The 23,500-nt window shown below is 69.8% G+C and carries 18 protein-coding genes, 1 other RNA gene and 1 pseudogene; 17 read left to right on the top strand and 3 right to left on the bottom strand.

Translation table 11 applies throughout. The annotated features are described in order from the left end of the window. Nucleotides 1–66 precede the first annotated feature (66 nt). Nucleotides 67–1,329, bottom strand: a complete 1,263-nt coding sequence (locus tag ABL312_RS12465) for an FAD-dependent oxidoreductase (RefSeq protein ID WP_349357699.1) — start codon at nucleotides 1,327–1,329, stop codon at nucleotides 67–69. A 214-nt stretch (nucleotides 1,330–1,543) separates the two neighbouring features. Between ABL312_RS12465 and ABL312_RS12460 the strand changes: the two genes are divergently transcribed. Together ABL312_RS12460 and ABL312_RS12455 are read left to right on the top strand one after the other, a co-directional pair. Then, complete coding sequence (locus tag ABL312_RS12460) at nucleotides 1,544–2,299, top strand: aspartate/glutamate racemase family protein (RefSeq protein WP_349357698.1); 756 nt, start codon at nucleotides 1,544–1,546, stop codon at nucleotides 2,297–2,299. Nucleotides 2,300–2,427: 128 nt separating this feature from the next. After that, the gene (locus ABL312_RS12455; RefSeq protein ID WP_374730124.1) at nucleotides 2,428–2,994 is read left to right on the top strand and encodes a winged helix DNA-binding protein; all 567 of its coding nucleotides are present in this window, start codon (nucleotides 2,428–2,430) and stop codon (nucleotides 2,992–2,994) included. A gap of 36 nt (nucleotides 2,995–3,030) precedes the next feature. On the opposite strand, the gene ABL312_RS12450 is transcribed toward ABL312_RS12455, so the two are convergent. Continuing rightward, nucleotides 3,031–5,133 (bottom strand): bifunctional diguanylate cyclase/phosphodiesterase, encoded by a 2,103-nt coding sequence (locus tag ABL312_RS12450; protein WP_349357697.1) that lies wholly within the window; start codon nucleotides 5,131–5,133, stop codon nucleotides 3,031–3,033. Between the two features lie 144 nt (nucleotides 5,134–5,277). Here ABL312_RS12450 and ABL312_RS12445 point away from each other — a divergent pair, with 144 nt between their 5' ends. From ABL312_RS12445 to ABL312_RS12430, 4 genes are all read left to right on the top strand, one after another. Next, a complete protein-coding gene (locus ABL312_RS12445; RefSeq protein ID WP_349357696.1) occupies nucleotides 5,278–6,726 on the top strand; it encodes a class II fumarate hydratase in 1,449 nt (482 codons plus the stop codon). A 65-nt stretch (nucleotides 6,727–6,791) separates the two neighbouring features. Beyond that, nucleotides 6,792–7,502 carry a DnaJ family molecular chaperone gene (locus ABL312_RS12440; RefSeq protein ID WP_349357695.1) on the top strand — a complete coding sequence of 237 codons (711 nt, stop codon included), beginning with the start codon at nucleotides 6,792–6,794 and terminating at the stop codon, nucleotides 7,500–7,502. 75 nt (nucleotides 7,503–7,577) lie between these two features. After that, on the top strand, nucleotides 7,578–8,342 hold the full coding sequence (locus ABL312_RS12435; RefSeq protein ID WP_349357694.1) for an N-acetylmuramoyl-L-alanine amidase: 765 nt from the start codon (nucleotides 7,578–7,580) through the stop codon (nucleotides 8,340–8,342). Between the two features lie 230 nt (nucleotides 8,343–8,572). Further along, nucleotides 8,573–9,076, top strand: coding sequence for a transglycosylase SLT domain-containing protein (locus ABL312_RS12430; RefSeq protein ID WP_349357693.1), 504 nt, complete (start codon nucleotides 8,573–8,575; stop codon nucleotides 9,074–9,076). A 4-nt stretch (nucleotides 9,077–9,080) separates the two neighbouring features. On the opposite strand, the gene ABL312_RS12425 is transcribed toward ABL312_RS12430, so the two are convergent. Continuing rightward, complete coding sequence (locus ABL312_RS12425) at nucleotides 9,081–9,716, bottom strand: FMN-binding negative transcriptional regulator (RefSeq protein ID WP_349357692.1); 636 nt, start codon at nucleotides 9,714–9,716, stop codon at nucleotides 9,081–9,083. Nucleotides 9,717–9,821: 105 nt separating this feature from the next. Between ABL312_RS12425 and ABL312_RS12420 the strand changes: the two genes are divergently transcribed. The 11 genes and pseudogenes from ABL312_RS12420 (at nucleotide 9,822) to ftsW (ending at nucleotide 23,497) form a co-directional block, all read left to right on the top strand. Beyond that, complete coding sequence (locus tag ABL312_RS12420; RefSeq protein ID WP_349357691.1) at nucleotides 9,822–11,282, top strand: PLP-dependent aminotransferase family protein; 1,461 nt, start codon at nucleotides 9,822–9,824, stop codon at nucleotides 11,280–11,282. 64 nt (nucleotides 11,283–11,346) lie between these two features. Next, nucleotides 11,347–11,742: RNase P RNA component class A (gene rnpB, locus ABL312_RS12415), an RNA gene on the top strand. Between the two features lie 446 nt (nucleotides 11,743–12,188). After that, the gene (gene mraZ / locus ABL312_RS12410; RefSeq protein ID WP_349357690.1) at nucleotides 12,189–12,665 is read left to right on the top strand and encodes a division/cell wall cluster transcriptional repressor MraZ; all 477 of its coding nucleotides are present in this window, start codon (nucleotides 12,189–12,191) and stop codon (nucleotides 12,663–12,665) included. Beyond that, nucleotides 12,662–13,726, top strand: coding sequence for a 16S rRNA (cytosine(1402)-N(4))-methyltransferase RsmH (rsmH, locus tag ABL312_RS12405; protein WP_374730123.1), 1,065 nt, complete (start codon nucleotides 12,662–12,664; stop codon nucleotides 13,724–13,726). The genes mraZ and rsmH overlap by 4 nt, the downstream gene beginning before the upstream one ends. Beyond that, the gene (locus tag ABL312_RS12400) at nucleotides 13,723–14,082 is read left to right on the top strand and encodes a hypothetical protein (RefSeq protein ID WP_349357689.1); all 360 of its coding nucleotides are present in this window, start codon (nucleotides 13,723–13,725) and stop codon (nucleotides 14,080–14,082) included. Before rsmH ends, ABL312_RS12400 begins: the two co-directional genes overlap by 4 nt. 8 nt (nucleotides 14,083–14,090) lie before the next feature. Next, nucleotides 14,091–15,803 carry a penicillin-binding protein 2 gene (locus tag ABL312_RS12395; protein WP_349357688.1) on the top strand — a complete coding sequence of 571 codons (1,713 nt, stop codon included), beginning with the start codon at nucleotides 14,091–14,093 and terminating at the stop codon, nucleotides 15,801–15,803. A gap of 81 nt (nucleotides 15,804–15,884) precedes the next feature. After that, a pseudogene (locus tag ABL312_RS12390) lies at nucleotides 15,885–17,333 on the top strand (UDP-N-acetylmuramoyl-L-alanyl-D-glutamate--2,6-diaminopimelate ligase); the annotation flags it as partial. A 210-nt stretch (nucleotides 17,334–17,543) separates the two neighbouring features. Continuing rightward, nucleotides 17,544–19,802 carry a UDP-N-acetylmuramoylalanyl-D-glutamyl-2,6-diaminopimelate--D-alanyl-D-alanine ligase gene (locus ABL312_RS12385; RefSeq protein WP_349361400.1) on the top strand — a complete coding sequence of 753 codons (2,259 nt, stop codon included), beginning with the start codon at nucleotides 17,544–17,546 and terminating at the stop codon, nucleotides 19,800–19,802. 8 nt (nucleotides 19,803–19,810) lie between these two features. Next, the gene (gene mraY / locus ABL312_RS12380) at nucleotides 19,811–20,896 is read left to right on the top strand and encodes a phospho-N-acetylmuramoyl-pentapeptide-transferase (RefSeq protein WP_349357687.1); all 1,086 of its coding nucleotides are present in this window, start codon (nucleotides 19,811–19,813) and stop codon (nucleotides 20,894–20,896) included. 4 nt (nucleotides 20,897–20,900) lie between these two features. Then, on the top strand, nucleotides 20,901–22,343 hold the full coding sequence (gene murD / locus ABL312_RS12375; RefSeq protein ID WP_349357686.1) for a UDP-N-acetylmuramoyl-L-alanine--D-glutamate ligase: 1,443 nt from the start codon (nucleotides 20,901–20,903) through the stop codon (nucleotides 22,341–22,343). Then, nucleotides 22,343–23,497, top strand: coding sequence for a putative lipid II flippase FtsW (gene ftsW / locus ABL312_RS12370; RefSeq protein ID WP_349357685.1), 1,155 nt, complete (start codon nucleotides 22,343–22,345; stop codon nucleotides 23,495–23,497). Before murD ends, ftsW begins: the two co-directional genes overlap by 1 nt. The last annotated feature ends 3 nt before the right edge of the window (nucleotides 23,498–23,500 follow it).

The following is a 23,500-nucleotide window of genomic DNA, read 5'->3' as shown; positions in this document are numbered from 1 at the left end:
GGTCGCGGGCAAGGCTCTCTGGTCGGATCGACCGCCCCCGGTTTCTCCGGGGTGCCGGGCGTCAGTCTAGACGGCGAAGCGTTCCGGCGAATAGGGGGTCAGGTCGATGTTGGGACTTCGCCCGCTCACCAGATCGGCGACGAGGCGGCCGGTGCGCGGGCCGCCGGTCAGTCCGACATGGTGGTGGCCGAAGGCCATCAGAACGTCGCGGTGGCGCGGCGACGCTCCGATCACGGGAATGGAATCCGCCGGCGCCGGCCGGTGGCCCATCCATGGTGTGGTGGTCTCGAAGGCAAGGGTCGGAAAGGCGCGGCGCAGGCCCGCCTCCAGCACCTTGAAGGGGGCGGCGGAGGGGCCGGCGGCCAGCCCGCCGAACTCCACGATCCCGGCGAGGCGAATGCGCCCGTCCATCGGCGTGATCACGAACTTGTCGGAGGCGACCATGGTCGGCGCCACCGGATAGGCGCTCGGCGCCTCCAGCTCGATGTGGTAGCCGCGTTCGCTTTCCAGCGGCACGGTGACGCCGAGCGTGCGCGCGAGCTCCTTCGACCATACGCCGGTCGCCAGCACCGCCCGGTCGCAGGCAATCGTGCCCTGGTCGGTGTCGAGACCGGTCAGCCGCTCCGCCTCGAAGCGGAAACCCGTCACGTCGGCGCGGCGGATGGTGCCGCCAAGCTGCTCCAGATGCGCGGCCAGATCCTTCACGTAGCGGCCGGGATCGCGAATGACGCCATGGTCCGGCAGGCGCACGGCGAAACGGTTGGCGGGACCGAGCAGCGGATCGAAGCGGGCGAGCGCCTCGCCCTCCAGCGTGTCCCAGCGGAAGCCGGCCTCGCGGCGCAGACCCCAGCCGAAGGCATCGGCCTCGAAGGCCGCGCGATCGCGGTAGACATAGAGATAGTCGGAGGGGCGCAGCCAGCGCTCCGCGTCGGTTCCGGCGCACAGCGCGCGATGCTGCTCGAGGCTGTCGCCGATCAGCGGCAGCAGGGCGGCGGCGATGCGCCGCGCTTCGGCGTCCGTGCAATGGGAGAGATAGCGCGCCAGCCACGGCAACAGGCGGGGCAGATAGGACCAGCGCAGGAAGAGCGGGCTTTGCGGGTCGAGCAGCATGGCCGGCGCCTTGCCGAGCAGGCCCGGAACGGTCACCGGCACGATGGCGCAGGAGGCCAGCACGCCGCCGTTGCCGTGGGACGTGCCCTCGCCGGGGCCGGCCCGGTCGACCAGCACCACGTCGTGGCCGTCGCGCGCAAGCCAGATCGCGGTGCTGACACCGACGATCCCGGCGCCGATCACGGCGACCCGTTTGCGATGAGCCTGTGCGTCTCCCACGCAATCCTCCCTTGCGTCAGCGCAAGAGTGTCGAGGCTTGCGTCTCTTGTCAATAATTTGTCGATAAAGTGTCATTCTTTTCGAGGGGGCGGTCGGCCGTCCGCCGCGCTTGACCCGGGCGCGGGCTTCGGGCCCTCTTGCCGGACGTGGGAAAAAGGCGGTTTGGACGTGTGCCGAGCGCGGACAGGACGCGACGGGGAGGGAGGCCCGCATCATGCGCAGAGCGGATGACGAGGATGACGACAGCTGGGCGGATCGCTGTGCGCCGGCGGTCGGCATCCTGATGCTGGACACGCGGTTTCCCCGCATTCCCGGCGACATCGGCAATCCGTCGACCTTCGCCTTTCCGGTGCGCTACCGCATCGTGCCGGCCGCCTCGCCCGACCGTGTGGTGCGTGGTCGGGCGGACGGACTGCTGGCGGCTTTCGTCGCGGCGGGCGAGGCGCTGGTCGCCGAGGGCGTGCGCGGGATCACCACCTCCTGCGGGTTGCTGTCGCTGATGCAGCACGATCTTCAGGCGGCGTTGCCGGTGCCGGTGGCGGCCTCCTCGCTCATGCAGGTGCCGCTGGTGGAAAGGCTGCTGCCGCCGGGCCGGCGCTGCGGCATTCTCACCGTGTCGGCGCCCGATCTCACGCCCGCGCATCTGGCGGCGGCGGGCTGCGCGCCCGACACGCCGGTGGCCGGCACGGAAGGCGGGACGACCTTCACCTCCGCGATCCTGGCCAATGCGCCGGACTTCGACGTTGAGGGAGCGCGGGCGGACACTATCGCGGCGGCGCGCGCGCTGGTCGCCGCCCGACCGGAGGTCGGCGCGATCGTGCTCGAATGCACCAACATGGCGCCCTATGCCGCGGACATCTCGGCCGCGACGGGGCTGCCGGTCTACTCCATCGAGACCTTCGTGACCTGGTTTCACGCAGGTCTGCGGCCCAGGGTGTTCGCGCAAGCGGCGGCTGCGCCGGTGCGCTAGACGCGCGGCGCGGTTGCCCCGCGCGGGCGACCTGCCGTAGCCTGACAGGTGCGTCGCGCTTCGGGGGCTTGAATGACGCGTCGCGCGCCGGGGACACGTCCGGGGCGATTTTCGGGAAAGGGATCAGAATGTCTGACACGCCATCGCGGGCGGATGAGGCCGCGGCCACGGGCCAGGGCGCGCCGGCCGCAACCGTGGGACCGGTCGTGTCGTCCGCCCATTTAGCCTCCGGCGCCATGCCGGCCCTGTCGGAGGTGGAATTCGCGGTCACCATGATGGTGAACGCCTACCACCGCTGGATGGTGCGCTGCATGGCGGCTGCCGGGGCGCCGGGGATGAGCCCGCTCGACACGCTGGTGCTGCATTCGGTCAACCACCGCGACCGGCCGAAGACGCTCGCCGACATCTGTCTCGTGCTCAACATCGAGGACACGCATACCGTCGCCTATGCGCTGAAGAAGCTGCAGAAGGGCGGTCTCGTCACCACCGGCCGGCTCGGCAAGGAGAAGACGGTGGCGATCACGCCGGCGGGCGAGGCGATCTGCCTGGAGTATCGGCGCCTGCGCGAGGCGCTGCTGGTGGGGCCGGTCAAGGATCTCGGCATGGACCAGACGGAACTGTCGCGGCTTGCGGCGATGCTGCGCTCGGTCTCGGGGCATTACGACCAGGCGGCGCGGGCGGCGGCGGCGATGTGAGGCCGACGCCCCGACCGGCGCGGCGGCGTCGGCCTGTCACGCCACCCTGGTTGCCCGCGCGCCGTGTTCCGGCCGCGGCCGTCCGTCCACGAGGTCGCCGGTCCGCCCGTCCGACAGATCCATCGGCTTGCCGAAGAGGAAACCCTGAACCTTGTCGCAGCCCGTCGCCCGCAGCAGGGTGACCTGCTCGTCGTTTTCCACGCCCTCGGCGGTGATGGTGACGCCGAGCGAGCGGCCGAGCCCGACGATCGAGGCGACGATGGCGTCGGTCGTGCGGTTCTTGCCGAGCGTGGCGACGAAGGCGCGGTCGATCTTGATGGTGTCGAAGGGAAAGCGCGACAGGTAGCTCAGGCTCGAATAGCCGGTGCCGAAGTCGTCCATGGCGACCGACACGCCCATCTCCCGCACATGGGTCAGCGTCTTCACGACCGCCTCGGTGTCGGCGATCAGCAGGCTTTCGGTGATTTCGATTTCCAGGCGACGCGGGTCGAGCCCGCTTGTCTTCAGCGCGTGGGCGACCCGCTCCTCCGTCTTGCCGGGGCGGAACTGGGCGGGCGAGACGTTGACGGCGACCGTCAGCGCCGGGTTTTCCCAGGCCGCGGCCTCCTTGCAGGCGCGGCGCAACACCCAGGAGCCGATTTCCTCGATCAGGCCGCAATCCTCGGCGATGGGAATGAAGACGGTCGGCGAGATCGTACCCTTGTCCGGATGCTCCCAGCGCAACAGGGTCTCGTATCCGGTGAGTTGCAGGTCGCCAAGCGAGAACTGCGGCTGATACAGCAGGCGGAACTCGTCGTTGGCGAGCGCCTTGCGCAGATCCTCCTCCAGTTCCTTGCGGCGCTGGGCTTCCTCGTCCATGTCCGGCGAGTACCACTTGAAGGTCGAGCGGCCGGAGTGCTTCGAGCGGTAAAGCGCCAGATCGGCGCAATGCAGGATGCGCGAGGACCGCCAGGCCGCCTCGCGCGCCTGGGCGATGCCGATGGAGAGCGAGATCTGCAGATCCTTGCCGTCGATGCGCGTCGGCGCCCGGGTCGCCTCGATCATCGTGGCGGCCAGGCGCGTCACCTCGCGCCGTTCGGTCACCGAGGTGATCAGCACCGCGAACTCGTCGCCCGACAGGCGCGAGACGAGATGATCGCCGAAGACGGAGCGCAGCCGGTCCGCGATCACCTGGAGGAACAGATCGCCCACCGCATGGCCATGCGTGTCGTTGATCTGCTTGAACTTGTCGACGTCAATCAGCATCACGGCGATGTTGGTCGCCTTGGCATTGGCGAGCCGCAACGCCTCGTTCAGCTTGGTGGAGAACACCGTGCGGTTCGGCAGTCCGGTCAGCGCATCGTGATGGGCGAGGAACTGGATCGTCTGACTGGCCTTGAGCCGGTCGCGAAAGCGCATCCAGACGAAGAAGGCGGCGACGAACATCGCCACGCCGCACAGCACGACCACGATGGCCACGCCGAAATTGACGAAATCGTTCAGGAAGATGCCCGTGGTGCTCAGGTCATGGGCGAGGACGAGCGCCCCCATCACCTGCGTCCGCGAGGCGAGGGGAAGCGCGATCAGGGCGGTCAGCGACGTATCGGTGCGGTGTTCGAAGGCCGTCGGTGCGGTGAAGGCCGGTTGGCCGTTTGCCAGCACCTCGCGCAAGGGGGCGGCGAGCCGGGCCTGCAGGCCCGGCGGCAGCGCGGCGTCGCCGACCGGCACGATCTGCTGCGCAACGGAATGCGGGGCGGCATCGGCGGCGGGGCGCACGAACCACACGGTGGCAAGGGGACGTTCCAGTCCGTGGCTGTCGAGATGCGCGACGAAGGTGTCCACGTTCCGCTGAAGGTCGCGCTGGATCTCCTCGCGCGACCGGGCATGCGAGCTGCGCACCTCCCAAAGGTCCAGGGACGTGCGCAGTCCCGCCGGACGCGGGTCGCCCGCCGGCGACGGGCCATCGTCCTGCTCCGCGCCGCCGGCCGCGCGCATATGCGACTGCAGGTCGCGCGCAAGCCGGGTCGTCGCCTCCTTCGCATCGCGCTCGAACAGGGCCTGGGCGAACCACAGGTTCGCGCCCTGGATCGCTCCGGCGAAGGAAAAGACGATCAGGATGCCGGCAACGACTCCGAGCAGCGTTTTCAGTTTCTTGAGCACTGGTCACCCCGTGGCGTGCCGGGCCGGCACCATGTATCGGTAGTCTGACAGGGGGAGGTTTCCAGACCCTTTATCGGATGCAACCGGACCGCCCCGAGCCGTCGCCGGCGATAACCCGGCAACTGACCCGAAAAGGACGCAGCGATGACGCAGACAGCGACGAGACGCGAGAGCGATTCCATGGGGCCGGTCGACGTGCCGGCGGACCGCTACTGGGGCGCCCAGACCGAGCGCGCCCGTCACCGCTTCGCGATCGGCACCGAGCGCTTTCCGCTCGAGATCGTGCATGCGCTGGCCCGGATCAAGGCGGCGGCCGCGCGGGTCAACGCGGACCTCGGCGTGCTGCCGGCCGATCTCGCGACCCCCATCGCGGCGGCCGCGCAGGAGGTGGTCGACGGTCGTCTCGACGGCGAGTTTCCCCTGAGTGTCTGGATCAGCGGCTCGGGCACCCAGGCCAACATGAACGTCAACGAGGTGATCGCCAATCGCGCCATCGAGATGATGGGCGGGGTTCTCGGCAGCAAGGAGCCGGTGCACCCCAACGATCACGTCAACCGCTCGCAATCCTCCAACGACGTCGTCCCGAGCGCCGTGGCGTTGGCCGCCGCGCTGCTGATCGAGCGCGCGGTGCGCCCGGCGGCGGTCGCGCTCAGGGACGCGCTGGCCGACAAGGCCGAAACCTGGCACGGGCACGTGAAGATCGGCCGCACGCACCTGATGGACGCGGTGCCGATGACGCTCGGCCAGGAGTTCGCGGGCTACGCCGGGCTGATCGACGCCAATCTTGCGCGGCTCGACTTTGCCCGCGACGGGCTGTTGCCGCTGGCGATCGGCGGCACGGCGGTGGGCACGGGGCTGAACGCGCCGGCCGGCTTCGCCGAGGCAGTGGCCGCCGATCTTGCCCGCCAGACCGGCCTGGACGTCACCCGCGCGGCCAATCCCTTCGCCGCCATGGGCTCGCACGACGCGCTGGTGATGGCGTCCGGCGCGCTGCGCACGCTGGCGGTCTCGCTGCACAAGATCGCCAACGACATCCGCCTGCTCGCCTGCGGTCCGCGCGCCGGCTTCGCCGAGCTGCTGCTGCCGGAGAACGAGCCGGGGTCCTCGATCATGCCGGGCAAGGTCAATCCGACCCAATGCGAGGCGCTGGCCATGCTCACCGTTCAGGTGATGGGCCTCGACACGGCGGTCGCCATGGGCGGGGCCGGAGGACATCTGGAGATGAATGTCTACAAGCCCCTGATCGGTCACAATGTCGTCACGGCCGCACGCTTGTTGAGCGACGGCATGACGAGTTTCACCGCGTCGGCCGTGCGGGATATGGAGGTCAATACGGGGCAGCTGGAGACAACCGTCGGGCGGTCCCTGATGCTGGTCACCGCGCTCGCGCCGGAGATCGGCTACGACATGGCGGCCAGGGTCGCGCATCGGGCCCATCACACCGGCACGAGCCTGCGCGAAGCGGCGCTTGCGCTCGAGGCGATCGATGCCGCGACGTTCGACCGGATCGTCGATCCGGGCGCCATGACCGGCGATCTGCCGCCCCGGACCGCCTATCGCGGCGCCGAGGGAGACGCGGAACGCGACGGCTAGCCGGATCGTCCCGCCGGGGCGAGGTCGGGAAAGAGGCCCAGGGCGAAGGGGAAAGGGCAGGGGGCATGAGCATCTGGTCGAGGATCAGCGCGATCGCGTCGGCGATCGGCGCCGGCGGCGTCGAGGTGGTCGACCGCATCGTGCAGTTCATCGCGACCGCCGGCGACGGGCGCGGCGGCGATCGCTCCGTCGCCTTCACGGTGGCGATGATCGCGCTCTCGGCGAAGATGGCGAAGGCGGACGGCGTCGTCACCGGCGAGGAGGAAATCGCCTTCCTCGACGTCTTCGACATTCCCGCCGGCGAGGAGCGCAACGTGGCGCGCCTGTTCAATCTCGCCAAGCAGGACATCGCCGGCTTCGAAACCTATGCCGAGCGTCTGGCGGCGCTGTTTCCCGACGACACGGACATCCGCGTCGACATTCTCGACGTGTTGTTTCATATCGCCAAGGCGGACGGACTGGTGCATGAGCGCGAGGTCTCCTATCTGCGCCGGGTCGGCGAGATCTTCGGCCTCGACGCGCGCAGTTTCGACCAGATCCTGGCGCGTCACACCCGCGACGGCGGCGATCCCTATCTGGTGCTCGGCCTGACGGGTGAGGCCTCCGACGAGGAGATCAAGCGCACCTATCGCAAGCTCGTGTCGGAAACCCATCCCGACCGGCTGATCGCGCGCGGCGTCCCGGAAGAATTCGTGCGCATCGCCAACGACCGGCTGGCCGCGCTCAATGACGCCTATGCCAAGATCATCGCCGAGCGCGGCGGGGCGGGCGCATGAGGCTTTCGCCCGTGTCGCCGATGGCGTAGACAGCGCACCGGCTTCGGCTTTCCTGCAACGCGTTTCGGGGTTTTCATGAGCGTCAAGACCGACACCTCCCTGCCGGCGGCGCGGCTGCGCCCCTCGCCGAACCACAACGACCGGCCCGAGGGCGCGCGCATCGATCTGCTGATCCTGCATTACACCGGCATGGAGAGCGGCGCGGCCGCGCTGCAGCGGCTGATCGACCCGCGCAGCGAGGTGTCTGCGCATTATCTGGTGGAAGAGGACGGCACGATCCTGCAGCTCGTGCCCGAAGCCCGGCGCGCCTGGCATGCCGGCGTCGCCTTCTGGGCCGGTGCGCGTGACATCAACGACCGGTCCATCGGCATCGAGATCGTCAATCCGGGCCATGAGTACGGCTATCGCCCCTTCCCGGAGGCGCAGATCGCGGCGGTGACGGAGCTTGCCCGCGACATCTGCGCCCGCCACGCAATCGCGGCGGAACGCGTGTTGGCGCATTCCGACGTCGCGCCGGCGCGCAAGCAGGACCCCGGCGAACTGTTCCCCTGGGCCGAACTTGCCGCGAATGGCGTCGGGGTCTGGGTCGATCCGGAGCCGGTCGGCGGCGGACGCTACCTCCAGGAGGGCGAGGAGGGCCAGCCGGTCGAGGCGCTGCAATCGATGCTCGCGCTCTTCGGCTACGAGGTGCCGATCGACGGCGTGTTCGGCGACGCGACGCGCCTCGCCGTCACCGCCTTCCAGCGCCACTATCGTCCGCAGACCGTCGACGGGGTGGCCGACATGTCGACCATTTCGACGCTCCACCGCCTGCTGCAACGCCGCCCCGGCCTCGGTTGAAGGCGAATTTTATTGCAATGCAGCAAGAACCTGCCGAGGCCGTGCCGCGATCCGGCCCCGGCCTTGCCATGATCTTGCCCCGGTTGATGCATTTCGCGCGATCCTGACGAATTTTCGCCTCGAAACGCGAAACATTTCGTGTTCCCCGGTGCCGGATTTTTGTCGCACCGCAGCGTCATATCCCCGCCCCCACACGAAGACGCACACCGAAGATGGAAGGTCGGGGACACATGACGATCGCTCACCGCACGAAGCTCGTGGCAGCCCTTGGTCTGGCGCTTGTCGCCGGCGCCTGTCAGACCGCGACGGTCGCGACCACTACGGTCGATCCGGCGCTGCTGGAAGGCAACGCGAAGGCCCAGGCTCTCGATCCGCTGATCCGCAAGGAAGCGGCGCGGCACGGGCTCCCGGCGGACCTCGTTCATGCGGTCGTTCGGGTCGAGAGCAACTACAATCCCAAGGCGCGGGGGCGCGCGGGCGAGATCGGGCTGATGCAGATCAAGCCGCGCACGGCGCGCGGCGAGGGCTTCAAGGGCAGCGCCCGGGCGCTCTACGATCCGGCCACCAACCTGAAATACGGCATGCGCTATCTCGCCGGCGCCCACAAGCGCGCCGGCGGCGATCTGTGCGGCACGATCCTGCGCTACAACGCCGGCCATTACGCCAAGCGCATGAACCCGGTCAGCCGGCGCTATTGCGCCAAGGTCAAGCGCATCCTCGCCGACGCGGGCTGACGCCTCAGCCGCGCGGCGGGATCTCGACCAGCCGCGCCAGAGCCCGGGCCTGCGGGTCCGCTTCGCCGGCAAGCCCGGCGGCGGTTCCGGCCCGGTCTGCGGCCGATTTCGCCTGATTGAGCTTCCACACGCCGTCGAGCGTCTCGACCTCCAGCACGAGGCCGACGATGGCGCGCATCATCCGCTCCAGATAGTCGGCCGGCGCGTCGGACACGGCCCAGGGCGCGGGGCGTCCCGCCTCGTTGCGACGGGTGAGCCGGTCGAGCATGGTGCGCACGTCGGCCGGATCGTCGAGGCGGCGCAGGGTGCCCTTCGCCTCCACCGCGACATAGGCCCAGGTCGGCACGACCTTTCCCGTCTCCGCCTTGGTGGCGTACCAGCCGGGCGAGACATAGGCCTGCGGCCCTTGAAACAGCGCGAGCGCCGGGATGCCGTCGCCCACCGCCCGCCAGTGCGGATTGGCGCGCGCGACATGCCCGAGAAGGCGCATCCGGCCGTCGTCCGCCTCATCGACCACGACCGGGATCTGCGTGCAGGCGAGCCCGCCGGCACCCGTGAAGAGCGCGGCGAACTGAAGCTCGCGCATGGCCGCGACCAGCGCCCCGCGATCCCGCACCCTGTGGGCCTCGATTGCATACATTCCTCGATGTCCCTCGTAGCGCGGGCTTTGCCTCCGGCGCCGCAGTGTGCCATTCAGGTGGCTCTGTTGAAGAGCCAGTTGGATCAGACTTGTGGGACCAGTCGCGTGCTCGAGGGACTTCTGACGCTGGATCGCGCGGCAAGCGTGCCGCTGCCCGATCAGATCTATCGCGGCGTGCGCGATGCGGTGCGTGCCGGTCGCCTGTCCGCCGGCGCGGTGTTGCCGTCGAGCCGGCGGCTGGCCGAAACGTTGGCCGTATCGCGCAACACGGTGACGGCGGCCTATGAGCTGCTCGCCGCCGAGGGCGTGATCGAGGTGCGGCGCGGGGCGGCGCCGCGGGTCTGCGGACATGACCGCGATCCGGTCGCGGCGGCGGCGTTGTCCGACGCCACGCCCGCGGTCGGGCTGTCGGCACGGGGGAAGGACCTGTCGCGCCTGCCGTGGGCCGCGCCCGATCGCGCCAGGGCGAAGCGGCTGGAGCCCGGCACGCCGGCGATCGACGTCTTCCCGCGCGACGAATGGGCCCGCGCCTTGCGCCGCGCTGCGCGCCGCCCGGACCGGCGCGAGGTGCTGTACGCGCAGACGAGCGGGCTCGATCGTCTGCGCGCGGCCTTGGCCGTCTACCTGGCGTCGGAACGCGGGGTGCGGGCGGAGCCGTCGCAGATCCTCGTCACCCCCTCGACGCAGGCGAGCCTGTTTCTGCTGGCGACCTGTCTTGCCGATCCCGGCGAAACGGTGTGGCTGGAAGACCCCGGTTATCTCGGGGCCCGCGCCGCGTTCCTGGGGGCCGGGCTGACAATCGTGCCGATGCCGGTGGACGACCAGGGCGCCGATCCCTCGGCGATGGCCGGGGCGCCGGCACCCCGGCTCGTCTATGTCACGCCCTCGCATCAGTATCCCACCGGCGTGACCATGCCGCTTGCGCGACGTCTCGCGGTGCTGGAGCAGGCCCGCCATGCGGGCGGGCTGGTCGTGGAGGACGACTACGACAGCGAGTTCCTGTTCGAGGGGCGGCCCGTCGCCGCGCTTCAGGGCCTGTCGGGCGGGGGCGAGGCGGTCTATCTCGGCACCTTCGCCAAGAGCCTGCTGCCGGGCCTGCGCGTCGCCTATATGGTGGTGCCCGCGCAACTGGCGCCGGATCTTGCGGCGGCGCAGCGCGCGGCCGGGCTCTATGCCAATGTCGCGACGCAGGGCGCGCTCGCCGAATTCCTCGAGACCGGCCGCTATCGGGCGCATGTGAAGCGCATCCGCACCGTCTATCGCGGCCGGGGCCTCGCGATGGCCGAGGCGCTGCGCCGGGCGGTCGGCAACCTCGGACAGGTCGCCGATCCGACCGGCGGGGTTCAGCTCACGCTGCGCTTCGATGCGTCGCGCGACGATGTCGCCATCGCCGAGGCGCTGCAGGCGCGCGGCTTCGGCGTCGCGGCCCTTTCGACCTATGCCTTGGCGACCGATGCGCCGGCGTCGCCCGTTTCGGGGCTGGTGATCGGCTTCGCCGACGCCACCGAAACGGATGTGGCGGAGATCGCCCGCGCGGTCGCGGCCGCACTGGCGGTGGCGGAGTGATCCGGCGGGGGCCTCGGGCGCGTCGCGCTTGACCTTGCGGGCCGGGGGGCCTACCTGTCGCCGGTCAGCCGGCCGGACGACCGCTCCCGCAAGCGCGGAAACGCCGCGGGGGAGGAAAGTCCGGGCTCCACGGAAAGACGGTGCCGGGTAACGCCCGGCGGGGGCGACCCCAGGGAAAGTGCCACAGAGAGCAGACCGCCGTGGCTCAGGCCGCGGTAAGGGTGAAAGGGTGGGGTAAGAGCCCACCGCGCGACCGGCAACGGGAGCGGCACGGTAAACCCCACCGGGAGCAAGACCGAATAGGGGTGGCGTGGGATCCCATGGGATCCCGGCCCGTTTCCAGGCCAGCCGCCCGGGTAGGTTGCGTGAGGCATCCCGCAACGGATGTCCCAGATGAATGGTCGTCGCGCGCGGTTTCGGCCGCGCCTTACAGAACCCGGCTTAAAGGCCGGCTGACACTTCTTTTCCGACCTCGTCCAGACCCCTTCGCCGGGATCCCGCGCGCACCGCGCGCGCGGTGGAAAACGCTTGCGATTTTCGCAATTTGCACGGCCGCCGCACGCGGGCGACGGGTGTTGCCTTGCGCGGATTTCCGCGCGGTTCGCCCGCCTCCCCAGGCCATCGAAACGCAATCTTAAGCTTAACCGTGGATAACTTCCAGACGGTGCGGGTTGCGCCTTGGGGAGGGGGCTTAGACCACTCGATTCCATTGACGCCCATGAGGTCCCATGATATCCCAAATCATCCCGTTTCAAGATGAGGCGACGGGGTCGGGTTGCCGCGTGAAGGGTGTGCATTCGGCGCAGCGCCCGGCCTGTGAGGTCGTGCGCGCTTGCGCCGCGTTCAGTGACTGGGGGATTGGCTGGGGCCGGGCGGACGACGCTCGGCAATGGGGCGAGAGAATCGATGGCCGACTTCGTGTCGCATTACACCAATCGGCTCGACGCCAAGGGGCGGGTCTCCGTTCCTGCGCCCTTTCGCCAGGCTCTCACCCGCGACGGTTTCGAAGGTCTCTATTGCTTTCCCTCCCTGCATCATCCGGCGGTGGATGCCGGCGGACACCAGCTTGTGGCCGAGATCCGCAAGCGGCTGGAGGGGCTTGCCACGCTCACCGACGATCACGATGCGCTGTCCACGGCCCTCTACGGGGCGAGCGAAACCCTCAAGATCGACCGGGACGGGCGGGTGATGCTGTCCGACACGCTGCGCGAGCATGCCGGGATCGGGGATCAGGTGACCTTCGTCGGCCAGGGCTACAAGTTTCAGATCTGGGAGCCCGCGCGGTTCCGCGCCCATCGCGCGGAGGCGATGCGGCGTGCCATGGAAATGTTGAAGGGCGGGGCGGCTCAGTCGGCCGCGCCGGCTGCGGAGGGCGTGCAATGACCGCCGCGCCCCAGACGCCCCGAGAGGCGACCTCCCATGTGTCCGACGCGCCGGCCGAGGCTGCGCCGCATATCCCCGTCATGCTCGACGAGGTGCTGGAGGCGCTCGCGCCCGCGCCCGGCGAGACGGTCGTCGACGGCACCTTCGGCGCTGGCGGGTACAGCCGCGCGATCCTGGCGCGCGGCGCCCGTGTCGTCGCCATCGACCGCGACCCGGATGCGATCGCGGCGGGGCAGGCGCTTGCGCGGGACAGCGACGGCCGGCTGACGCTGGTTCAGGGGCGCTTTTCCGATCTCGACCGCCATTGCGCGGAGCTCGGTCTTGCCGGTGTCGCCGGTGTCGTGCTCGATCTCGGCGTGTCCTCCATGCAACTCGACCGGGCCGAACGCGGTTTTTCCTTTCGCCACGATGGTCCGCTCGACATGCGGATGGAGCGCGCCGGCCCCTCGGCCGCCGATGTGGTCAACACGACCGCGCAGAAGGATCTGACGCGGATCATCGGATTGCTGGGCGAGGAAAAGCGCGCCTCGGCCGTGTCGCGCGCGATCTGCGAGCGGCGCACGCAGGCCCCCTTCACGCGGACCGCCGATCTCGCGGCGGTGGTGGAGAAGGTCGTCGGCCGGCCGCCGCGCGGCGCGAAGATCCATCCCGCGACGCGGACCTTCCAGGCCCTGCGCATTCACGTCAACGGCGAGCTCGATCAGGTCGCAACCGCCCTGGGTGCCGCCGAAAGGGCGCTGGCGCCGGGCGGGCGGCTGGTGGTCGTCACCTTCCACAGTCTCGAGGACCGCATCGTCAAGCGCTTCCTCGCCGACCGCAGCCGCCGGCACGCGGGCGGCTCGCGTCACCTGCCGGAAACGGATGTGCCGCCGGCGACCTTCGACATGCTGGTCAAGGGCGCGCGCGCGGCAAGCGACGCGGAGGCGGCGCGCAATCCCCGGGCCCGCTCCGCGAAGCTGCGTGCCGCGGTGCGCACGCAAGGTCCGGCCCGCGATCTCGACCCGGCCTCGCTGGGCCTGCCCCGGCTTGCGGCGCTTGTTGACGCGGAGGAGCGGTCATGATCTCGCGCTACGTCAATCTGGTGCTGGTTATCGGCGTGCTCGCGGCGGCCGCCACCGTCTACGACATGAAGCACGACGCGGAGCGCGCGGCCGAGCGCGTGGCCGAGCTGCAGCGCAAGATCGACGAGGAGCGCGAGCGCCTGCAGATCCTGCGCGCGGAATGGGGCCTGCTCAACGATCCGGCGCGGCTTCAGCGCCTCGTGGAGCGCTACAACGAACACCTGAACCTGCAACCCCTGTCGGTCGAGCAGATCACGCGGATCGACGACGTTCCGGTGAAGCCGGTGCAGCTCGAACCGATCGACGGCGCGCCCTCGCTCGGCGGCTATGCCGGCACGACCCCGACGGTGCGATAGGAGGCGGCATGGCGATCAACGACGAACCCGTTTCCTTCCTTCAGCGCCGCACGGTGGGCGAGCGCCACGTGCCGCGCGGGCCCTCGACGCGGGCGGTGCGCGGACGCGTGCGCATGGCGATGGCGGTCTTCGCGCTCGTCTATGTGGCGATCGGCGGACGACTGGTGCATCTGGGGTTCAGCGAACCGCCGCAGGCGGCGTCCTATATCTCGGCCGAGGACAGCGTCGCCGCGTCCCGGCCCGATCTCGTCGACCGCAACGGCGAGATCCTGGCCACCGACATCAAGACCGCCTCGCTCTATGCGGAGCCGCGCAAGATCATCGACGTGGACGAGGCGCTGGAAGGGATCGCGAGCGTCCTGCCGGAGCTCGGCACCGACGCGGTGCGCCGGCGGCTCGCCAGCAACGCCGGCTTCATCTGGCTGAAGCGCGAGCTCACGCCGCGCCAGAAGACCCGGCTGCACGATCTGGGTATCCCCGGCATCGGCTTCCTGGAGGAAAACAGCCGCTTCTATCCCGGCGGCCCGACGGCGAGCCACATCGTCGGGTCGGTGAATGTCGACAACCAGGGCATCTCCGGCATGGAACTGGCCGTCGACCGGGCCTGGCTCGGCGACCTGCAGGCGGCGGGCTTCGCCGCCGACCGGCCGATGGAACCGGTCAGGCTTTCGGTCGATCTGCGGGTGCAGCACGTGGTGCGCGACGAATTGCGCAAGGCGCTGGAGCGCTACCGGGCGATCGCCGGCATCGGCATCGTCCTCGACACGCGGACAGGCGAGGTCGTCGCCATGTCGTCGCTGCCCGATTTCGATCCGAACGATCGGGCGCAGGCGCTGGAAAAGGCGCGCATGAACCGCGCCACCGGCGGCGTTTTCGAGATGGGCTCGGTGTTCAAGGCCTTCACCGTGGCGATGGCGCTCGACAGCGGGCGCGTGACCATGAACGACAGTTTCGACGCGACGCGGCCGCTGCGGGTCGGCCGGCGCACGATCAACGACTTCTACGGCAAGAAGCGCGTCCTGTCGGTGGCCGAGACCTTCATCTATTCCTCCAACATCGGCACCGCCAAGATGATGCTGGCGACCGGCATCGACACCCAGCAGGACTTCATGAAGCGCCTGGGGCTGCTCGACCGGATGGAGACGGATCTGCCGGAGGTGGCGGCGCCGCTGCTGCCGCCGAAATGGAACGAGCTGGCCGCGATCACGATTTCCTTCGGGCACGGCGTGTCGGTGACGCCGATGCAGACGGCCGTGGCGGCGGCGGCGGTGGTCAACGGCGGCCGGCTGATCCCGCCGACCTTCACGCCGCGAACCGAGGACGAGGCCGCCAAGCTCGCCACGCAGGTCGTGGATCCGCGCACCAGCGAGATCATGCGCTATCTCTTCCGTCTCAACGTGCTGAAAGGCTCGGGCCGTCGCGCCGAGGTGCCGGGCTATCTCGTCGGCGGAAAGACCGGAACGGCGGAGAAGATCGAGGACGGCCGCTATGTCTCGGACAAGCGCCGCAACTCCTTCCTGTCCGCCTTCCCGATGGACGATCCCCGCTATGTGGTGCTCGTGGTGCTCGACGAGCCCAAGCCCGAGCGCGAGGGCATCGGCGCCACGGCGGGCCTCAACACGGCGCCGACGACCTCGGCCATCATTCGCAGAATCGCCCCGATGCTCGGGGTTATGCCAAAGTTCGGGGATACGACGGAGACTGTCTCGATTTCCTACTGACCGGAAGCCGGGCCGTGCCGGGGTCGCACCAGGGCGCGCCGACTTCCCAACGAAGACGCACAACGGATATTGGCGCACGACATGCTGCTGAAGGACCTCACCGGCGAACAGGTGCTCGCCGCGCCCGAGTTCGAAACCGAGATCGCCGGTTTGTCCGCCGACAGCCGAACGGTTTCCCACGATTTTCTCTTCGCCGCGCTGAAGGGCGCGCAGGCGGACGGCACGCGGTTCATCGCCGATGCGCGCGCCGCCGGCGCCGCCGCGCTGCTCGTCGGGGCCGATACCCCGGCCGTGGCGCTCGGCGACCTCGCCGATCTGCCGCCGGTGATCGTCAGCGACGATCCGCGCCGGTCGCTGGCGCTGATGGCCGCGCGTTTCCATCCCGGCCAGCCCGACACGACGGTGGCGGTGACCGGCACCAGCGGCAAGACCTCCGTCGCCGTCTTCGCGCGCCAGATCTTCGCGGCCGCCGGCCATGTCTCGGCGAGCCTCGGCACCATCGGGACGGTGACGAGCCGGGGCGCCGAGTATGGCGGCCTGACCACGCCCGATCCCGTGTCGCTGCATGAAACGCTGGCGCATCTTGCCGCCGACGGCGTGACCCACGCGGCGATGGAGGCCTCCAGCCACGGGCTCGACCAGCGCCGGCTCGACGGCGTGCGGCTTTCCGCCGCCGCCTTCACCAATCTGGGGCGCGACCATCTCGACTACCATCCCGACATGGAGGCGTATCTGGCCGCCAAGATGCGGCTGTTCGATACGCTGCTTGGGCCCGACAAGCCGGTCGTGCTGGAGCCGGACGCGCCCTACGCCGACCGGGTGATGGCGCTGGCGCGCGAGCGCGGGCAGCCGGTGTTCACCGTCGGCGCGGGGGGGACGGATCTCGGTCTCGTCGACCTGCGTCACGACGGCTTCGCGCAGATCCTGACGCTCGAGACGCAAGAGGGACGGCGCGAGGTGCGCCTGCCGCTCGCCGGTCGGTTCCAGGTCTCCAACGCACTCGTCGCGGCGGGGCTCGCGCTGTCGGTCGGGATTGCACTCGACACGGTTCTGGAAGCTCTCGAGGCGCTGGAAGGCGCGCCGGGCCGGCTCGAATGCGTCGGCGAGAGCGACGACGGGGCGCTCGTCTTCGTCGATTACGCGCACAAGCCGGAGGCACTGGAAAGCGCGCTGGCCGCCCTGCGCCCCTTCACGCAGGGACGGCTGATCGTCGTCTTCGGCGCCGGTGGCGACCGGGATCCGGGCAAGCGGGTGCTGATGGGCGAGGCCGCGGCGCGCCAGGCGGATGTGGTCATCGTCACCGACGACAATCCGCGCCATGAGGACCCGGCGGCCATCCGCGCGGCGATCCTGGAAGGCGCGCCGGCAGCGCTGGAGGCCGGCGAACGCCGCGACGCCATCGAGGCGGCCATCGGCATGCTGCAGGCTGGCGACGTGCTGTGCATCGCCGGCAAGGGGCACGAGCCGGGGCAGATCGTCGGCGACGACGTGCTGCCGTTCTCCGATCACGATGTGGCCCGGGTGGCGCTCGCGGCCATCGCGGAAAGCGATCTCTTCGCCGCGGCAAGCGATTCCGACGCCGATTTCGACATTGATCTCGCCGCGGTCCTCGACCGCGATCTGGGGAGCGGGTCCGAGGCGGATGCGCAGGACGCGGCGGCGGTCGCGGACGATCCCGCGACCCGCGATGCCGAAGACGCGCCCCAGGAGGCGGATCTCGACCTTGCCGCCTTCGAGGACATGCTGCTCGGCGAGGCGGAGGCGCGGGACGCGCCCGACGCGACGCCTGTGGCGCATGAGCGCGATGCCGACGATGTCATGAACCTGGACGCCGGCGGCGAGGATGTGGAGCGCCTCGAGACAGTCCCCGCCGAGGAGTGGCCGGATGCGCAGGCGGCCGACGCCGCGCCGGAGCCAAGCGCGGCGACGGACGAGGAAGCAGGCGAGGGGACCGGTCTCGACCTGGATCTCGATCTCGAGGCGCTGCTGGAGGCACCGCTCGAAACCGGCGAGGTGGAGTCCGAGCCGTCAGAGGGGGGGCAAGAGGGCGTAGGTCAGGACGACGCGGCCCACGCGGACGCGTCGGATCTCCCGTCTCCGGAAAGCGTTGCGGGCGAGGACGATGCCGCCCCGGACGCATCCGAGACATGGGCTGCGCTGGATGATGCGCTCCTGGTCGACACGGGCGACGCCGGGAGCGAACGCACCGACAGCGAGGATACTGACAGCGAGGATACGGACAGCGAGGATACCCACGGCGAAGGCGCCGGCTTCGACGACGCGGGCGCCGAAGCGGAAAGATCCGAAGAAGCTGGCGTTCACGATGAGGGCGGTGACGACGCTGCTCCTCAGGCCGTCGCGCCTGAGGACATCGCCCCTGAGGACATCGCGCCGCAGGAGAGCGTTCCAGCCGACGCGGAGCACCCGTCGCAGGACACGGACGGTGCCGCGGCCGCTCTGCTCGCCGGGGCTGCCGTGGCGAGTGCCCTTTCGACGCCCGCCCGTGCGCCGGTCGGGGGCGCCGTGCCGGGCGCCACGCCCCTGCCGGAGTGGGAGGAGCCCGATCCCGACCGGCCGCTGTGGACGATTGCGGAAATGGTCGAGGCCACCGGCGGCACGATGGAAGGGATCGACGATCCCGCCACGGCCGTCGTCGGCCTGTCGATCGACAGCCGCACATTGGCGGCCGGCGAGGCCTTCATCGCCATCGTCGGCGACCGGTTCGACGGGCATGCCTTCACCGGTGCCGCGCTCGACGCAGGCGCCGCGCTGGCGGTCGTGGCGCGCGACAAGCGCGCCGATCTGCCCGCCGACGGGCGGTATCTTCTGGTCGCCGATCCGCTGGAGGCCCTGCGCGACCTGGCGCGGGCGGCGCGGGCGCGCAGCCGGGCGCGGATCGTCGCCGTCACCGGCTCGGTCGGCAAGACCGGCACCAAGGAGATGCTCAGGCTCGCGCTCGACGCCTCGGGCCGCACGCATGCTGCCGTCGCCTCCTTCAACAATCACTGGGGCGTGCCGCTGACGCTGGCGCGCCTGCCCGTGCAGGCGAGGTTCGGCGTCTTCGAGATCGGCATGAACCATGCCGGCGAGATCACGCCGCTCGTGCAGATGGTGCGCCCGCATGTGGCGATCATCACCACGGTCGAGGCCGTGCATCTGGAGAATTTCGGCTCGGTGGAGCGCATCGCGCAGGCCAAGGCGGAGATCTTTCTCGGGCTGGAGCCGGGCGGGCTCGCGCTTCTCAACCGCGACAACCGCCAGTTCGATCTGCTCACCTATCTCGCCAAGACCGCCGGGGTGCGCCGGATCGCCACCTTCGGGCGCGAGGGGCCGGCCGACGTGGAGGCGGAACGCATCTCCGCGCAGGTCGGCTGCACGTCGATTTCCGGCCATGTCTTCGACCGGGAGATCACCTACAAGGTGGGCGCGCCGGGCCGGCATCTGGTCACCAACAGCCTCGCGGTGCTCGCGGCCGTTGTCGAACTGGGCGGCGATCTGGCGCGCGGCGCGCTGGCGCTCGGCGAGTTTCACGCGCCGAAGGGGCGCGGCGCGCAAGTGACCCTGCGTCTGCCGGACGGCGAGGCCACGGTGATCGACGAGAGCTACAACGCCAATCCGGCCTCCATGCGCGCGGCCCTGTCGCTCCTGAAGGAGACGCCAGTCGCCCGTCCGGGGCGGCGCATCGCGGTGCTCGGCGATATGCTGGAACTGGGCGAAAGCGAGCTGCGCCTGCACGGCGAGCTGCTCGGCCCGCTGCGGCAAAGCGATGTCGATCTGGTCTATTGCGCGGGCCGGCGCATGCGCGCGCTGTGGGACGACTTGCCGAAGCACCTCAGGGGCGCTTATGCCGAGGAGGCCGAAAGCCTGCGTCCCCTGCTGCTGGACGACATCCGCCCGGGCGACGTGATGATGATCAAGGGATCGCTCGGCAGCCGCATGGGGCCGCTGGTCGAGGCGCTCCGAGACGAATTCCCCGTCGGCGACGACGGATCCCGATAGGACGCCTGATGCTCTACTTCCTCGTCGAGTTTTCCGACCAGTTTTCCGCGCTGAACGTGTTCCGCTACATCACGTTCCGCACCGGCGGCGCGATCATGACCGCGCTGCTGTTCATCTTTCTCTTCGGCCCGGCGATCATCAATTCGCTGCGCCTGCGTCAAGGCCACGGTCAGCCGATCCGCGCCGACGGGCCCCAGAGCCATCTTCTGACCAAGAAGGGCACGCCCACCATGGGTGGGCTGATGATCCTGTCGGGCATGATCGTGGCGACGCTGCTCTGGGCCAATCTCGCCAATCCCTACACCTGGATCGTGCTCGGCGTGACCGTCGGCTTCGGCCTGATCGGCTTCTATGACGACTATCTCAAGGTCATCAAGGCCTCGCACAAGGGGTTCAGCGGGCGCAGCCGGCTGGGGCTCGAGTTCGTGATCGCCGGCATTGCCGCATGGGCGGTCACCTTGCTGGAAGCCGACGCCCTGAGCACCTCCGTCGCCTTTCCCTTCTTCAAGGATGTGGCGCTCAACCTGGGGCTCTTCTTCATTCCCTTCGCCGCCTTCGTGATGGTCGGCGCGGGCAATGCGGTGAACCTGACCGACGGGCTCGACGGGCTGGCCATCGTCCCGGTGATGATCGCCTCGGCCTCCTTCGGCCTGATCGCCTATCTGTCGGGCAACGCCGTCTTCGCCGACTATCTGCAGATCCATCACGTCAGCGGATCGGGCGAGCTTGCCGTGCTGTGCGGCGCGGTGATCGGGGCCGGCCTCGGGTTCCTGTGGTTCAACGCGCCGCCGGCGGCGATCTTCATGGGCGACACGGGATCGCTTGCGCTCGGCGGCATGCTGGGCGCCATCGCGGTGGCGACCAAGCACGAGATCGTGCTCGCCATCATCGGCGGTCTGTTCGTGCTGGAGGCGGTCTCGGTGATCGTGCAGGTGCTGTCCTTCAAGACCACCGGCAAGCGGGTCTTCAAGATGGCGCCGATCCATCACCATTTCGAACATCTGGGCTGGACGGAGAGCCAGGTCGTGATCCGCTTCTGGATCATCGCCGTGGTGCTCGCGCTGATCGGCCTGGCCACGCTGAAGCTGAGGTAGACGCATGATCGCGGTCGAGAGCTTCGCGTCGAAATCGGTGGCCGTGTTCGGGCTGGGGGCCTCCGGCCTCGCCGCCGCGCGCGCACTCGTCGCCGGCGGGGCGCGCGTGGCCGCGTGGGACGACACGCCCGGCCGCCGCGCGGCCGCGCAGGAGGCGGGGCTCGACGTGGTGGACCTCGCGCGGGCCGACTGGTCGGCGTTCGATGCGCTGGTGCTCGCGCCCGGCGTGCCGCTGACCCATCCGGCCCCGCACTGGAGCGTCGAGAAGGCACGCGCGCAAGGGATCGAGGTGATCGGCGACATCGAGCTCTTCCTGCGCGAGCGCAGGCGGCGGGCGCCGGGCGCGCCCTTCGTCGCCATCACCGGCACCAACGGCAAGTCGACCACCACCGCGCTGATCGCGCATTGCCTTCGCGTCGCCGGGCGCGACGTCGCCATGGGCGGCAACATCGGCGTGCCGATCCTCGACCTCGATCCGCCGGCACCCGGACGCATCCATGTGGTGGAGTGTTCCTCCTACCAGATCGATCTCACCCCGGGGCTCGACCCTTCCGTCGGGGTCTTGCTGAACATCACGCCGGATCATCTCGACCGGCACGGGACGCTCGAAAACTACGCCGCCGTGAAGGAACGGCTGATCGCCGGCAGCACCACCGCGGTGGTCGGCATCGACGACGCCTTGAGCGCGGCCGTCGCGGACCGGGCGGAGCGCGCGGGCAAGCGCGTGCTGCGCCTCGGCGTGCGCCACCCGGTGTCGCATGGCGTCTATGCCGAAGGCGGTGCGCTCCATGTGGCCGAGGACGGGGCGCAGACGCGCTTCATGGATCTGGCCGGCATCGCGTCCCTGCGCGGGGCGCATAATGCGCAGAACGCGGCGGCCGCCGTTGCCGTGTGCCGGGCGCTCGGGGTGGGCGACGCGGCGATCCGCAAGGGGCTTGCGAGCTTTCCCGGTCTCGCCCACCGCATGGAGACGGTGGCCCGGGCAGGGCGCGTGCTCTTCGTCAACGACAGCAAGGCGACCAACGCCGAGGCCGCCGAGCGGGCGCTGACGAGTTTCGAATCGATCTACTGGATCGCGGGGGGGCGCGCGAAATCCGGGGGCATCGCCTCCCTCGCGCCGCATTTTTCGCGCATCGCAAAGGCCTACCTGATCGGTGAGGCGGCGGCGGATTTCGCGGCGACGCTCGAAGGTCACGTGGCCACGGAGCAGGCGGGCACGCTGGAGCGCGCCGTCGCGGCGGCCGCCCGCGACGCCGCCGCCGATCCGCGGGGCGAGCCGGTGGTGCTTCTGTCGCCGGCCTGCGCCTCTTTCGACCAGTTTTCCGATTTCGAGGCGCGCGGCCGGGCCTTCGCCGAGGCCGTTGCCCGTCTCGCCGCTCCGCAAGATCCGCAGCAGGACGCGCCGCGCCCCGGCGCCTCCGAATCCGATGCTCAGGAGGCCGTGTGATGGTCAGCCGCGCCGACCGCAGTCCCTTCGCCGAATGGCTCTGGACCGTCGACCGATATCTGGTCGTCGGCTTCGTCGCGCTGATGATCGGCGGGATCGTGCTCTCCTTCGCCGCGAGCCCCGCCGTGGCCGAGCGGCTCGACATCGACAGCTATCACTTCATCAAGCGTCAGGCGCTGTTTCTCGTGCCCGCGCTGGTGCTGATGCTGGCGGTCTCCGCGCTTACGCCCCGCATGGTGCGCCGCGTCGCGCTCATTCTCTTCGGCGTCTCGCTGGTGCTGATGATCGCGACGCTGTTCATCGGGCTGGAGGCCAAGGGCGCGCGGCGCTGGATCAGCCTCTTCGGCTTTTCGATCCAGCCCTCGGAGTTCCTGAAACCGGCGCTCATCGTGCTCATCGCCTTTCTCATGTCGGAAGGCGGGCGGCGCCCGGAGGTGCCCGGCACGCTGTTCTCGATCCTGCTGTTCGCAATCTCCGCGGCGCTGCTCGTCGCCCAGCCGGATTTCGGCCAGACGATGCTGATCACGCTCGTCTTCGCGGCGATGTTCTTCCTCAACGGGCTGCCGTGGGTCGCGATCGTGCCGATCGGCGTTCTGGGGCTCGGCGGGCTGGTCGCCGCCTATATGACGCTGCCGCACGTGCAAAGCCGCGTCGACCGCTTCCTCGATCCCAGTTCCGGCGACACCTTCAACATCGACCGGGCGATCGAGGCTTTCGTGTCGGGCAGCTGGTTCGGGCGGGGGCCCGGCGAGGGCACGATCAAGCGGGTGCTGCCGGAAAGCCATACCGACTTCATCTTCGCCGTCGCGGCGGAGGAATTCGGCATCATCGTCTGCCTGATGCTGCTGCTCGTCTTCGCCTTCGTGGTGCTGCGCGGGCTTGCCCATGCGGCGCATGACTCCGACCCCTTCGGCCGGCTGGCGACGGCCGGGCTGATGGTGCTCTTCGGCATCCAGGCGGGCATCAACATGGCGGTCAATCTCAACCTCATGCCGGCCAAGGGCATGACGCTGCCCTTCATCTCCTACGGCGGCTCGTCGCTGGTCGCCACGGCGGTCTCCATGGGCTTCGTGCTGGCGCTGACGAGGCGCCGGCCCGACGCGGCCCGCAACGACGGCGTGGTCGTCTCCCGCCTGTCGGCGCAAGCGATCTGAGCG

It is taken from the genome of Stappia sp., assembly GCF_040110915.1.
Taxonomy (GTDB): domain Bacteria; phylum Pseudomonadota; class Alphaproteobacteria; order Rhizobiales; family Stappiaceae; genus Stappia.
This window is presented reverse-complemented; position numbering and strand designations above follow the sequence as displayed.